Origin of the sequence: Enterococcus sp. 10F3_DIV0382 (genome assembly GCF_002140245.1) — a bacterium.
Lineage (GTDB): Bacteria > Bacillota > Bacilli > Lactobacillales > Enterococcaceae > Enterococcus_B > Enterococcus_B lactis.
This window is the reverse complement of record NZ_NGMF01000001.1, coordinates 120,668-134,031: the sequence shown is the minus strand read 5'-3', so window position 1 is coordinate 134,031 and position 13,364 is coordinate 120,668. Positions and strand designations below refer to the sequence as shown.

11 protein-coding genes and 2 pseudogenes are annotated in these 13,364 nt (G+C 37.2%); 9 read left to right on the top strand and 4 right to left on the bottom strand.

Going from position 1 to position 13,364, the window contains the following annotated elements:
* Positions 1-13: 13 nt before the first annotated feature.
* From A5849_RS00630 to A5849_RS00580, 9 genes and pseudogenes are all read left to right on the top strand, one after another.
* Positions 14-373 carry a PTS glucitol/sorbitol transporter subunit IIA gene (locus A5849_RS00630; protein ID WP_086309884.1) on the top strand — a complete coding sequence of 120 codons (360 nt, stop codon included), beginning with the start codon at positions 14-16 and terminating at the stop codon, positions 371-373.
* Between the two features lie 496 nt (positions 374-869).
* Entirely contained in the window at positions 870-2,999 is a 2,130-nt protein-coding gene (locus A5849_RS00625; protein ID WP_086309883.1) for a DUF1430 domain-containing protein, read from the top strand.
* 4 nt (positions 3,000-3,003) lie between these two features.
* Positions 3,004-3,351 (top strand): annotated as a pseudogene (locus tag A5849_RS00620) (winged helix-turn-helix domain-containing protein); the annotation flags it as partial.
* Positions 3,344-4,104, top strand: a pseudogene (locus tag A5849_RS00615) (ATP-binding protein). The pseudogenes A5849_RS00620 and A5849_RS00615, both read left to right, overlap by 8 nt.
* Positions 4,105-4,299: 195 nt before the next feature.
* Entirely contained in the window at positions 4,300-5,949 is a 1,650-nt protein-coding gene (locus A5849_RS00610) for a DNA mismatch repair protein MutS (RefSeq protein WP_002348204.1), read from the top strand.
* A gap of 315 nt (positions 5,950-6,264) precedes the next feature.
* Positions 6,265-7,200, top strand: a complete 936-nt coding sequence (locus A5849_RS00600) for an ABC transporter ATP-binding protein (protein ID WP_002310523.1) — start codon at positions 6,265-6,267, stop codon at positions 7,198-7,200.
* Entirely contained in the window at positions 7,193-7,963 is a 771-nt protein-coding gene (locus A5849_RS00595) for an ABC transporter permease (protein WP_002287492.1), read from the top strand. The genes A5849_RS00600 and A5849_RS00595 overlap by 8 nt, the downstream gene beginning before the upstream one ends.
* Before the next feature lie 288 nt (positions 7,964-8,251).
* Positions 8,252-9,235 (top strand): tRNA-dihydrouridine synthase, encoded by a 984-nt coding sequence (locus tag A5849_RS00590; protein WP_002310522.1) that lies wholly within the window; start codon positions 8,252-8,254, stop codon positions 9,233-9,235.
* A 324-nt stretch (positions 9,236-9,559) separates the two neighbouring features.
* Positions 9,560-10,597, top strand: coding sequence for a zinc-binding alcohol dehydrogenase family protein (locus A5849_RS00580; protein ID WP_002316877.1), 1,038 nt, complete (start codon positions 9,560-9,562; stop codon positions 10,595-10,597).
* 84 nt (positions 10,598-10,681) lie between these two features.
* On the opposite strand, the gene A5849_RS00575 is transcribed toward A5849_RS00580, so the two are convergent.
* The 4 genes from A5849_RS00575 to A5849_RS00565 all read right to left on the bottom strand — a co-directional run bounded on the left by A5849_RS00575 (position 10,682) and on the right by A5849_RS00565 (position 12,978).
* On the bottom strand, positions 10,682-11,005 hold the full coding sequence (locus A5849_RS00575; protein ID WP_002310520.1) for an AzlD domain-containing protein: 324 nt from the start codon (positions 11,003-11,005) through the stop codon (positions 10,682-10,684).
* A complete protein-coding gene (locus tag A5849_RS00570; protein WP_002348207.1) occupies positions 10,992-11,699 on the bottom strand; it encodes an AzlC family ABC transporter permease in 708 nt (235 codons plus the stop codon). Before A5849_RS00570 ends, A5849_RS00575 begins: the two co-directional genes overlap by 14 nt.
* A gap of 391 nt (positions 11,700-12,090) precedes the next feature.
* Positions 12,091-12,261 carry a hypothetical protein gene (locus A5849_RS15085; RefSeq protein ID WP_256923938.1) on the bottom strand — a complete coding sequence of 57 codons (171 nt, stop codon included), beginning with the start codon at positions 12,259-12,261 and terminating at the stop codon, positions 12,091-12,093.
* Between the two features lie 36 nt (positions 12,262-12,297).
* A complete protein-coding gene (locus A5849_RS00565; RefSeq protein ID WP_256923937.1) occupies positions 12,298-12,978 on the bottom strand; it encodes an Rgg/GadR/MutR family transcriptional regulator in 681 nt (226 codons plus the stop codon).
* Between the last annotated feature and the right edge of the window lie 386 nt (positions 12,979-13,364).

Here is a 13,364-nt window from a genome sequence, read left to right as displayed (position 1 = left end):
AGGAAGTGGCAAGATGTATAAAACAACAATCACTGAAATAGGGGACCTTGTACCAGATTTCCAAGAGGAGCGTCTTTTGATTCTTTTTGGTCCTAAAGCAACACCAGAATTACGCTCAATTAGCGTCATACATGATCATGTGGATGAAAAAAAGAATGTTATAGTAAAAGGTGGAAAGCTTACTATTGCTGGTAAAGAATATATAATTGGTGAGGTTGGTTCGGTAGCTAATGCAAACTTCAATGAATTAGGTCATGTTTCTATCTATTTCCGTGATGGTGAAAATGAAGTGTTACCAGGAGCAATAATTGCTAAACCCAATGAGTGGCCAGATTTTAAAGTTGGAGAGGAAATTATATTCTCTAATAAGTAACAACAAAGTCCACTCAACTATTTTGAGTGGACTTTGTTGAAAATTGAAGGATATCTCTTGATAAAACGTCCGATCATATTTAAATAAACTATTGGTATTTTTTGGATAAAAAGTAGAGGTTGTACTATTGAGAAGTAAAATAAAAATGTCTATTTTTATTTTACTTCTTTGGCATGTTCCTATAAATGGCATGGGTTTATGACTATTTGTAAACTAATACAAACCTTTAAGTAAATCATTTATTGAAGTTTCAAAAAACGATATCAGTCAATTCTATCACTATAAGGCACTTTCCAAATTTGGAGGGTGCCTTTTTGTTTTCTTAAGTTAAACGCATTTATTGGTTGGCTGTTGAGGGTGTCAACTAATAGAAATAAAAAATGTATGTATTTTTTGCCGAAGTCAATTTTCCGTCTTTACTATGATATGATTTGATTGAGATGTGGTGAGCTAGCTAAGTTCTTTCAATAGTAGTTAAAAACAAGGAGTTTTGCCGATGACTAATATAGTATTGAAAAAAATCGTTTTGCTGTTGTCTATACTCTCAAGTCTTGCATTGGCTGTTGCCATTAGGAATGTGAATAGGGAAGAAGATTTCCAAAAAAAGGTAAACACGGCCGAGTATTTTACACCGTTCAGATTTCCAGAATTTATCGTAGATCCTCAGCAAGAAACTAGGGTTCTAGAAATACTTGAATCAGTCTCAGAAAAATTGAATGTAAACTATATGGCAAAAGTTTCATTCTATGGTGTGAGAGACCATACCTTTTCTGAAACAGGAGAAATCTCTTTTGATCGTTTAGGTGAAACACATACATTTTTTCTTTCCAAGCAAACAGAAACACATCTTTTGAACAATTTTTACATAGAGCCTCAAATAATCAGTGAAAAAAATTATTTTGCATCTGACTTAGAGAAATATCCAGATGCAGAATATTTAGAAAATAAACAACTGAAAAACGAAGATTTTTTTATACTACCGATACAAATGGCTGAGGCGCTAAATCCAGCTGATTTTTTTGTGGAAACGAAAGATCAAAAAACTCTAGATAGTTTCCTATCAAAATTATCTGATGAATACAATCTCTCCTTTGAGACAGCGTACGAACCCACATCTTTTCAATATGAGAGTGACATAGAAACATTTGCGCCATCTCGAACATTAGAAGCATCTACTTTTGTGATATTTACTCTTTTCTATAGCCTTTCCTTGATTTTATGGATACTAGAGAACAATAGACACATTGCGATCTATCGTTTAAATGGTTTAACTAGTAGAAAAATTTTAAAAAGATTATTATTAAAAGAATTAGTCATCCTTTTTCTCTTGAATCTATTGATAGCTTTCTTCTTTGTTCTACATTCAGTGAATCATTTGTTTGTTCTAGTGCAACTGTTCTTGCTTATTTTTAGTCTAATCATTTCTTTTTTTGTGATTGATTTACTAGGCAATCTTTCATTGAATAAGCAACTAAATCGCCAAACTTTTGGTAAAGGATTCTTTTATACTATCTATTCTGTCAAAATGTTGATTTTATTTTTTAGTGTGGTACAACTTGTTCCGTTAGCTGAATATGCTCGCACATTCGTTACACCAGAAGCAGTACCTGAAGAAATAAAAAATCATGCCGTTTTCTATCCAAGACTTGGTGGCAATGAAGCGACTTTGACAGATCTTTCTCAAGATATGAGAGGATTAGATAAAACAAAGTTGCTTTCGCAACTGTTGGATGATGGAGCAATCGAGGTTGATACAAGTGCTTATTTTGAAGAAGAGAATCCTTTGATCCATCAATCTATTTATGTAAATACAAACTATTTAGACAAGTATCCGCTCATCAGCATAACAAATCAGCCTATCCAAATTGATAAAAATGAGGATCGAGAAATCATATTAATCCCAGAACGAATGATGCCCGATTTTGTTCAACTTCGTTCTTGGTTTTTGAATGAAACGAATCCTGATAGACGAACAAAAAAAGAAGAGGATGTTTTGTTTTATACCATCCAAGATGAACAAGAAATCTTTGCCTTTGACCAAGAACAGGCAATCATCATCAATCAGCCGAATATCATCCATGTATTCACTTTGAACAATTTACCCATTTCTCATAGAAATATTCTGACAGGAAATAGTTTTGCTGAACCATTAAAAATTCCATTGATTGGGACTGCACAAGAAACCTATGATAGATATCTTCCGTTATTGAAGGAAGCAGGATTGGAAGACAACTTTCCTTTTTTGATCCCAATGGAACAGTTAAGGAAAACAGAATTGCAGTTGATTTATTTGTGGGACATAAGACAAAGGATAACTGATTTATCGATTACTATTTTATTGGTTATTGTTTTGATTACCTATTCCACACTGAGCTATTTCCGCCTTTATCGGCAAAAATTTGTTGTTTGGCGGTTAAATGGTGTTTCTTTTTTCAAAACTTATAGAAGAATTTTTCTGTTGTTTGGCTTACAATATCTTTTGTTTTTTATCTATGTAGCTGTCCATTCATTTAGGATAACGGATGTTTTTATTTTTTCGTTATACATACTAATCGAATGTATTGTGCTGTTGTCTACATTTTTTTTAATCGAGAAAAAACAGAACAGATTATGTGAAAGTAAATGATTTTTTACGAATCGGCATCCAACTTCGTCATCAGACTTCTGTCCAAGTAAAAGATCTGTCGCAACGCATCTATTACAAGGAAATCTTACTGGACAAAGAGTCAAGGGAGGTAAATGTGAATGGTGTGGCTGTCCATTTGACAGGAAGAGAATTCGATCTGCTGAAGCTTTTTTTAGAACATCCGAAAAAAGTATTTTCGCGAGCAAACCTTTATGAAACAGTTTGGCAAGAACCATATTTTGATAGTGAGAAAACAGTGAATATGCGTATTTCCAATCTTCGAGGGAAACTAGCAAAGGCATATGCTGTGTATATTCATACGGTGTGGGGAGTGGGGTTTAGATTTGATTAAGTGGCTATTGCTTCTCGTTGTTATCTTTATGGGAAGTTTTATTTTCTTCCTGCAAAGAGAAATCAAGCGATTGACTAAGAAAATCGCCACTCTTTCTGAACAACAAGAATATGGTGGTCGTCTTTCAGTCGAATTTCGAGAAAAGAATTTAATGGACCTAGTAGATGCACTGAATACATGGGTGGATGAAAATGAACAAAAAGGACAAGTATTTCAAGAAATGGAAGAAAACATCAGACTATCGATCGTCGGCCTTTCTCATAATCTCAGAACTCCTTTGACTGCTATTAACGGTTGTGTACAATCACTGGAACAGGTAGAGGATACGGAGAAACGGGAGAAGTATTTTTCTCTTTTTATGAACAATTTTCTGTAAAAAATATCGAGGTAGCGTTCGCTGAACACTCGATAAATACAACGGTATTAGCAGATCCGCTCATGTTGTTGCGAGTGCTGCAAAATATCATACAGAATTTATTGCGTTATGCAGATGGACAAGCAAAGGTGACATTTTCAAAAGAGGATCCATTCATTCGATTAACAGTGGCCAATCCTATCAAAGCAGGAGCGCAAACTTCTGTTGAAAAAGTCTTCCAGCGTTTTTATACCGAAAATACCAGCCGCACAAATACGGAATCTAGCGGAATCGGGCTTTACCTGTCAAAAAGATTGGTGGAAGGAATGGAAGGAGAAATGGCCACTAAATTAGACGGGGGCATCTTCTCCATCTCCGTCAAGTTGCGGAGGGTTTAATTGGCTCTAATTTACCTGAAGTGAATGACAAAAAAATTGTATCTCGTTTTAAAGACATCTTCTTTTTTGGAAGGTGTTTTTATTTTGGTGTGATTGATACAAATTAGGTAACGAAGACAGTTATTTTTGTACCCCCTTTTCAAATAGCGCAACAGTGCTATACTAAAGCTAACAAATAAAGGAACGGAGAGGGATATGAATCAAAGAGAATTTATCGTTTTAATTATTATTGTATCTGTTATTTTATTAGTTGCTTTAGACATTTTTTCACGTTTGAAATTAAAGGAAACAGTTCGTAGCAAATGGGGAAAAATTCCTTATCAACCGAGATTTGATAAAGAAGAAAGCTTGAAGGAAGCATGGCTCACGGAGAAGAAGTTCCGTTCATGGGATAGCGAAATCGATGATCTTACTTGGTATGACCTGGATATGTTCGAAGTATTCGAAGGAATCAACAGTACCTATTCTAGTGTAGGTTCAGAAGCGTTGTATCAACGTTTACGCAGCTTTGATTTTGGCGAAGATCAGCAGTTAGAAAAACTGATTGCTTTTTATCAGGAAAATCCTCAACTGAGAGAAAAAATCCAATATCAATTCGCTCGTTTAGGAAAAAAAGATCATAATTTTGCAAAACAATATCTAGCGGATGGAAAAAGTAAAAAGATTGGACGCGTAGGTTTATTTATTTTTCTTGGCTTGCTTCCGCTGATGGGTGTAGGTTTGCTTCTTTTAGGTCAAGTACTAGGAATCTATTTGGCAATCGGTGGGTTAGTATTCAATACGGTCTATTATCTAGTGAAGAAACAGACACTAGAAACAGAGCTGAATAGCATGAGTTATTTGGTTTCAACGATTTCAGCCGCCAATCAGTTAGCAAAACTGCCGACACCACTTCAAGAAGAGCTGAAACAGCAAACTAAACCATTAAGAGACATCCCTAAATTAGGTTTTTCATTTCGTATGAAGAGCGGGAGTGAAGCAGAGTTGATTTTTGAATATGTCAACATCATGTTCATGCTGCCATTTATCTCCTATCATTTCGTTCTCACTAAATTAGAAAAGCATTCAACTGAAGCCATCAAGCTGTGGGAATTGCTGGGAGAACTGGAAGTAGCCGCCGCAGTATTGAATTACCGTACTTATATGCCCATCACTTGCCGTCCGGAATTTACTGAGGGCGGTGTGACAGTGAAAGATATCTATCATCCATTGTTAAAAGAAGCGGTAGTGAATCCAGTCAACTGGCAGAAGAATACATTAGTCACGGGTTCCAATGCATCAGGAAAATCTACGTATGTCAAAAGTATAGCTATCAGCTGTATTCTAGCACAGACGATTCAAACAGCGATTGCAGAACAGTTTACCCTGCAACCTGGACATGTGTTGACTTCCATGGCAATCGAAGATGATTTATTTGAAGGCGACAGTTATTTTGTTTCAGAAATCAAATCGATCAAACGTTTGTTGGACCAAGTGGCTTCCAAAGAACGCTGCTACTGCTTCGTAGATGAGATTTTAAAAGGGACAAATACGATTGAACGGATTGCTTCTTCCGCTTCAGTCGTTCGGTGGCTTGCGGAGTATCCATCTTTAGCATTTGTCGCCACACATGATATCGAATTGACAGAGATTTTAAAGAATTATTGTGAGAATGTCCACTTTGAAGAACAAGTAACAGAAGGAAAAGGAATCAGTTTTGATTTCAAATTAAAAGAAGGACCTTCAAGGACCCGAAATGCGATTGCTTTGCTGAAAGTTTTGGATTACCCAGAGACTTTAGTAGAAACCGCAAAAACGGAAGCCGCGTCATTTGATGAAAAGCGGCAGTGGCATGTATTGGGATAGGCGAAGTGATCGAAAGTATTTATTGGATCAAAAATCATGGATTTTGCTTCTGCCGTTTATACGTGTTTAGAGCGTGAGACAAAAGTGTTCTTTACTTTTGTCTCACGCTCCTTTTGTTGCATATATGAATAGTAATCCTTTATCTTCGATTTGTTTTTTCTGAAAAGGTTGTCTGACTTCGTCCGATTGATGTCTTTTATTAGGAGATTTTCCTGAGCCCAGCAACCTGATTTTTCTCTGGAACCAAGTTGTTTTTTCATCTGCTGTATTCCATGATACAATAAAGAATCATGTCTATAAGGAGATAGGAAATAAATGGCAAATGCGCTTGAAATAAATAATTTGAAAAAGGTTTATGGAAGTGGGGTCGAAGCATTGCGAGGAATCGATCTTTCCGTGAAAGAAGGAGATTTCTATGCGCTATTAGGACCAAATGGAGCTGGAAAGTCTACAACGATCGGAATCATTACTTCTTTAGTCAATAAAACATCTGGAAAAGTGAAGGTCTTCGGTTATGATCTGGATACGGATCTAGTCCGAGCAAAGCAACAGATTGGATTAGTCCCGCAAGAGTTCAATTTCAATCCCTTTGAAACGGTCCAGCAAATCGTCGTGAATCAAGCAGGTTACTACGGTGTCTCTCGCAAAGAAGCGATGAAACGCAGCGAAAAATATTTGAAGCAGTCCAATCTCTGGGAAAAGAGAAATGTCCGTGCACGTATGCTTTCCGGGGGAATGAAGCGAAGACTGATGATTGCTAGGGCATTGATGCATGAACCACGTTTGCTGATCTTGGATGAACCAACAGCAGGAGTCGATATTGAATTGAGACGCGAGATGTGGGAGTTTCTACGAGAATTGAACGAAAATGGTACAACGATCATTTTGACGACGCATTATTTAGAAGAAGCTGAAATGCTTTGTCGTAACATCGGGATCATCCAATCAGGTGAACTAATCGAGAATACTAGTATGAAAGAGCTTCTATCCAAACTTCAATTTGAAACATTTATCTTTGATTTAGCGCCATATGAGACCAAACCTGTGATTGAAGGATACGCTTGTACATTTGAAGATGAACAGACAATCGCTGTCGAAGTTGAACGAAATCAAGGGGTGAACGGAATCTTCGATCAGCTGACAAGACAAGGAATCAAAGTTCTTTCTATGAGGAATAAGTCGAATCGTTTAGAAGAACTGTTCTTGAAAATCACAGAAGAAAATGATCATACGGAGGAGAAAAATGTTTAATCTTTATTTTACTGCATTAAAAAGTTTAGCTATCAAGGAAACGAACCGCTATTTGCGTATATGGGTCCAAACACTGGTTCCACCAGTGATCACGACATCCTTGTATTTTGTTATTTTCGGAAAAATGATCGGTGGTCGGATCGGTGACATGGGTGGTTTTTCATATATGGAATTCATCGTGCCTGGTTTGATTATGATGTCTGCTATCACTAGTTCGTATGCCAACGTTTCTTCGTCCTTCTTCTCTCAAAAATTCCAGAAAAATATCGAAGAAATCTTGGTAGCACCTGTTCCTACACATGTGATTATTTGGGGCTTTGTGATTGGCGGAGTGGGTCGCAGTATTCTCGTCGGCTCTCTCGTAACGATCATTTCCTTGTTCTTTGTACCACTTCATGTGTATTCATGGTTCATGGTCATCATTACATTATTGATGACGGCAATCTTGTTTTCGTTAGCAGGACTGCTCAACGGGATTTTTGCTCAGTCTTATGATGATGTATCAATCGTGCCTACATTTGTCTTGCAGCCGTTAACTTATCTAGGTGGCGTTTTCTATGCCATCTCTATGTTGCCGCCATTTTGGCAAGCTGTATCGAAAGTCAATCCGATCGTTTATATGATCTCCGGTTTCCGTTACGGATTCCTTGGAACGATCGATGTGCCAGTAGCAACATCGATGATCGTACTTGTGTTATTCATCGTTGTTTTGTACGCTGTTACTTGGTATTTGATCAATAAAGGAAGAGGATTGAGAAGTTAGAAAGAGGTTGTGAAATCAGCGTTTTGATCTGAGTATTAGAGAAATAAACGGGAAAATAGCTCCTCATATTTTGTCGTTTGTTGAGCGAATACCGAGGAGTTGGCAGGAGAACACCATTTATTCCGGAAAATGGACTGTGATAAGATTTTTGTCACAGTCTTTTTTGTTCAATCAGAAACATCTTTTAAGCTGTTCACTTTGCTTCTTTTTTTGTTTCCTAGTATAATGACAATGTTTTTGAGAAAGATTGCGACTTCACTGCTTGATAGAATGGAGAGTAACAAATAAATGACTACTAATTTTTGGAAAGAGCTGCCAAAGCCTTTTTTTGTTTTAGCACCAATGGAAGATGTAACAGATGTTGTATTTCGCCATGTCGTAAAGCATGCAGCAGCACCAGATGTCTTCTTTACTGAGTTTACAAACTCAGACAGTTTCTGTCATCCAGATGGAAAAGACAGTGTACGAGGAAGATTGACCTTTACAGAAGATGAACAGCCGATGGTTGCCCATATTTGGGGAGACAAGCCAGAATTTTTCCGAGAAATGAGCATTGCTATGGCAGAAATGGGCTTCCAAGGAATCGATATCAACATGGGCTGCCCAGTTCCTAATGTAGCAGAACGTGGAAAAGGCAGTGGCTTGATCCTTCGTCCAGAAGTAGCGGCACAATTGATTGAAGCGGCTAAAACTGGTGGTTTGCCTGTCAGCGTCAAGACGCGTATCGGCTATACGGAAATGTCTGAGATGGAAGAATGGATCAGTCACCTGCTTCATCAAGATATAGCCAATCTTTCTGTCCATTTGCGTACGCGTAAAGAGATGAGTAAAGTAGATGCACATTGGGAAGTCATTCCTAAAATCATTGCTTTACGTGACCAAATCGCTCCGCAAACACTAATCACGATCAATGGAGATATCCCCGATCGCCGGACAGGAGAAGAATTGGCTGAAAAATATGGCGTAGATGGCATCATGATTGGCCGGGGGATTTTCAAGAATCCTTATGCATTTGAAAAAGAACCGAGGGAACATACAGAAAAAGAACTGATTGGCCTACTTCGTCTGCAACTAGATCTGCAAGATCATTATTCAGAAATCATCCCGCGTTCGATCACAGGACTGCATCGTTTCTTTAAAATCTATATCAAAGGATTTCCTGGAGCAAATGACTTGCGTGTTCAGTTGATGAATACGAAATCTACCGATGAAGTACGAGAGATCTTAGACACCTTTGAAAAAGAACATCCAACACTTTTCAGTGAACGATGATTTCTTGCTTGAACACCGCGAATCAGAGGTTGTGAGCCTGCCGTTTAACTCTGAGTTACAAGGAGCAATTTCAAAAAATAGCTCCTCATATTTTATGAATATTGTAACTTGTGACCGAAGAGTTGGTAGGAGAACACCGTTTATAAGAGGTTGTGACAAAAGTCTTGTCGCAACCTCTTTTTTAACCAAAAAAGTGCAAATAGTTTACTTTAAGTAAGAGAATAATTATGATGGATAAAAAAGGTGGAACAAATAACATACTATATATATTGAAATGAACACTGTATGGATGCTCCAACTTGATGAAGCTAAGGAGGAATTCGTATGTCAGAAAAGGAATTAATGAAGGTAGTCGGTTTTTATGAAGGGTTGCCGATCGATGATCCCAAAAGCTTTATGGATGAAAAAGAACAGGTACCTGTACCCAGTCCACAGGATCTTCTGGTAAAAGTCAACGCAGTATCTGTCAATCCTGTCGATACGAAACTTCGCCAAGATAATGGGATAAGAAATGCTTTGCGTATCTTAGGGTTTGATGGGGTCGGGAAAGTCGTTGCTGTAGGCGATGAAGTGCAAAAATTTTCTGTCGGGGATCGCGTGTTTTATGCAGGTACAACAACAAGAGCAGGAAGCAATCAAGAATACCAACTGGTTGACGAACGTATTGCCGCTCTTGCACCGAAAAATCTGTCAGATGAAGAAGCCGCAGCGTTGCCATTGACTTCATTGACCGCTTATGAATTGTTATTTGAAAAATTTGGTCTGATTCCAGAAGAAAATGCCAACCGCGGGAAAAAAATCTTAGTGATCAACGGAGCTGGGGGCGTCGGTTCGATTTTGAATCAACTAGCGCATTGGGCTGGTCTAGAAGTCTATGCGACTGCAAGTCCGAAGAATTTTGAATGGCTGAAAAAAACAGGTGTAGACTATCCAATTGATTATCATCAAGACTTAAGTAAAAGTTTTCGTGAATTAGGAATCGATCAAGTAGAGTATGTCGCTGTATTATTTGATATTACCCGCTACTTTGATCAGATCAAGCACCTTGTCCGACCATTTGGACATGTGGGAACGATCGTAGGAATCAAAGAGCCGTTAGACATAGGTGTTTGGAAAAACCAATCTATCAGTTTCGACTGGGAGTACATGTTCGCTAAAACAGACTATAACTATGAAATCGAAACGCAAGGAGAAGCTTTAGCGCACATTGCTGCTTTAGCAAACGAAGGGATTATCCGTAGTACATTGAGCAAGGTCTATTCAGATGGGATCAATGCGAAGAACTTGAAACAAGCAACCAAAGACGTAGAAACAGGACATATGTTAGGAAAAGTCGTTGTTAGTGGTCCGTTCAACGGATAAGTAGGAATACGCCGATTTTCTTCTTATCATAAATAAAAACAAGAGCTCATGACAGTAATTTGCCATAAGCTCCTGTTTTTTTATTTATAATAAGCGAATCAATGAAAGGGAAAGAATACCTACCAAGACGATCACCAATAAGCTTTTTGAAAGAATAGCAGCTAAAAGCGTAGGAACTGAAGCCAAAGCATTTTCGAGATTAATCTGCGGCAGATGTCCGATGTTTTGGGTAAATAGACTGCTGAACCATAAAGCAGACATAATGACGATTGGGACAAAACTTAAATACTCAAGCAACGGTCGCGGTAAGTCGAATTTTTTCAGTAAGACAAACGGTAGCACCCTAGAAAGCCAAGTCGCTAGAGTACAACCTAAAATAGTCAGCAATGTAAATTCAAAAGAAGGCATGTTTGATCCACACCCCCAATCCGCACCCAATCAATGTTACAACTACGATCACTAAGTTGCTTGGGATAAAAATCAGTCCGACATATACCAGAATCAAAGTGAAACCAATCAGGATCAACTGTAATCGTTTAGAGGTGTTTCTATCAGAAATGACTTGAAGATAAAGTAAGCCGATAAACATAGCGACGATGGCGAAATCCAAACCAAACTGTTTCGGATCAGTAATAAAATTACCTAAAAATGCGCCAACAAGAGAAGAACCCACCCACGTCAAATAAGAAATCCAATTAGCTGTATTCATCCAACGAAAGTTTAACTTTTGTCCAGTATAGTTCAATTTATTCATTCCCAGTGCGAAACTTTCATCTGTCAGCAATGTGCCAATCAGCAGATTTTGAAGTAGCCGATTTTTCTTGAAATAAGGGGCAATCGTCATACTCATCAAAATCATTCGGGAATTGACTAGAAAGGTCGAGAGAACGATGGAAAGCAACGGACTATGGCTAGCAAGCATGCTGACTGTGATAAATTGGGCGGAACCAGCATAGATCAGCAGGGACATCAACGTGACGACTAGCGGATGAAACCCGGCAGCTTTCCCAACGATACCAAATGCAAGTCCAATACCGATATAACCAAAAACGGTAGGTAACGTGTCTTTGATCGCAGTTTTTATATCTAATTTTTCATCCAATAACAAAACTCCTTTAGCACGACATAAATTTTCATAATTGTCGTCAAACTTGTGAATATTCTAAATTTTTGTTCAACGTTTGTCAATGGTAAAATACACATCTAGATGTGTATAAGAGACAGATTTACAAATATAAAAAAACAGCTAATATTTACCTGACAATACTCCTCTATCCTCCTTTTTTTTCTATCCGGAACGAATATTCCTTCTTGTAAATGCAGATGATCCTCCTTCGTTTTATATGTGGTGAATATTCTCCCATTTATTAAGTACGTAAATATTTGAAAAAATTTTTTTGATTTGATTTTTTATTGTCTCATTATCCTTTTGATATTTTTCATGCAAAAAAATAGCCAAGGTATTTGATGTAACACCTCGGCTGTCTCTCTTTTTATTTGTCTACTACTAGTAATTCGTCTAATTGAAAATCGATTTCATAGATTCTTTCTACATTTCTCAAAAGATCATGATTCATTTTATGATATTTCGTTGCACCAAGTTGCTGACAAATCTGCAACGCTTGGTTTACTTTTTGTCTTCCTTTTTCATTTCCTTTGATCATCTCCCAGATTCCAGTGAGTAGGGAATACTGATTTCGTTAAAAGAACATATCTTCTTCTAAAAAGACTGCTTCAAGTTTTGAGATATATTTCCAAATTAGTCCGCGTTGTTGCTGCTGGATAAAGTGGATAATCGCGTTTGCCAGCATCCGAAAGCTCTCATTCTTTCGATCCTTGCTATTTTGATAAGCGGAAATACTGACTAATGCTTTATCTAACACTAAATCGATAAAGAATGGATCAAAAGCATACATACAATGATTGAATAACACCAACTCATAGTTCGTCCATGTCTGTGCATAAATCAGATACTGATAAACTTCTGAATCAGCAACAGCAATTGGCTCATCTACTATACGAGCAATCAGTAATTTACATAAACTAGCTAGATGTCTCTCCTTTTGAGTGATGTCTCCTTTTTCTTCGCACAGGCTGATCAAATGTTTTAATTCTTCTTTATCTTGATTCATAAATGCTAAAACCATTTCTTTCATCATCCGGTCCATGTTTGCCACTTCCGGCGGATAATCGAATATCCTCAGTTCATCATAACCAAGATTGAGTTTTTGTAAAAAATATGAAAATTTGCTAACTGTCGTGTCTGCTTGATTTTTTACAAACCGTTCGTAAACGGATCGGCTGACTTCCTTTCCGCATAATTCTGCTACGGAGATACCTTTTTGCTTTCGAACAAATTCGATGATCTCCCATACTTCCATTTTGCCAACTCCTTTATAAATATGGCTCTCCTTCAGTTGAAAACAATCGCAACATGATTTTGTATGAAATAACATATACCAATCCATCTGATCTTCATTTTTCATTTCTAAAAATCATTTTTTCGTAAGACGTTCCTTGTTTTTCATGATATCATCGCTGTTAAAACCAATTGTTCATTTACCAGTATTTTTAAAAAAACTTAATCATAATAGTTGTTTTATAATTTTAAAATCCATTAAGGGATAAAGAATAAGCGGTAAAATTATACATATAATACGTTATTTTATTTTTACTATATGAAATATACTCATTTTTATTTTTTCTAGTAGAATTTTATCTTCTAAGTATTCCCCCCGTATGAACTATTTACCATTGACAAACGTTG

Excerpts from the sequence above, each read along its gene's own strand:
- A5849_RS00630 (WP_086309884.1), top strand. The coding sequence starts at position 14 with ATGTATAAAACAACAATCACTGAAATAGGGGACCTTGTACCAGATTTC.
- A5849_RS00625 (WP_086309883.1), top strand. The coding sequence starts at position 870 with ATGACTAATATAGTATTGAAAAAAATCGTTTTGCTGTTGTCTATACTC.
- A5849_RS00610 (WP_002348204.1), top strand. The coding sequence starts at position 4,300 with ATGAATCAAAGAGAATTTATCGTTTTAATTATTATTGTATCTGTTATT.
- A5849_RS00600 (WP_002310523.1), top strand. The coding sequence starts at position 6,265 with ATGGCAAATGCGCTTGAAATAAATAATTTGAAAAAGGTTTATGGAAGT.
- A5849_RS00595 (WP_002287492.1), top strand. The coding sequence starts at position 7,193 with ATGTTTAATCTTTATTTTACTGCATTAAAAAGTTTAGCTATCAAGGAA.
- A5849_RS00590 (WP_002310522.1), top strand. The coding sequence starts at position 8,252 with ATGACTACTAATTTTTGGAAAGAGCTGCCAAAGCCTTTTTTTGTTTTA.
- A5849_RS00580 (WP_002316877.1), top strand. The coding sequence starts at position 9,560 with ATGTCAGAAAAGGAATTAATGAAGGTAGTCGGTTTTTATGAAGGGTTG.
- A5849_RS00575 (WP_002310520.1), bottom strand. The coding sequence starts at position 11,005 with ATGCCTTCTTTTGAATTTACATTGCTGACTATTTTAGGTTGTACTCTA.
- A5849_RS15085 (WP_256923938.1), bottom strand. The coding sequence starts at position 12,261 with ATGATCAAAGGAAATGAAAAAGGAAGACAAAAAGTAAACCAAGCGTTG.
- A5849_RS00565 (WP_256923937.1), bottom strand. The coding sequence starts at position 12,978 with ATGGAAGTATGGGAGATCATCGAATTTGTTCGAAAGCAAAAAGGTATC.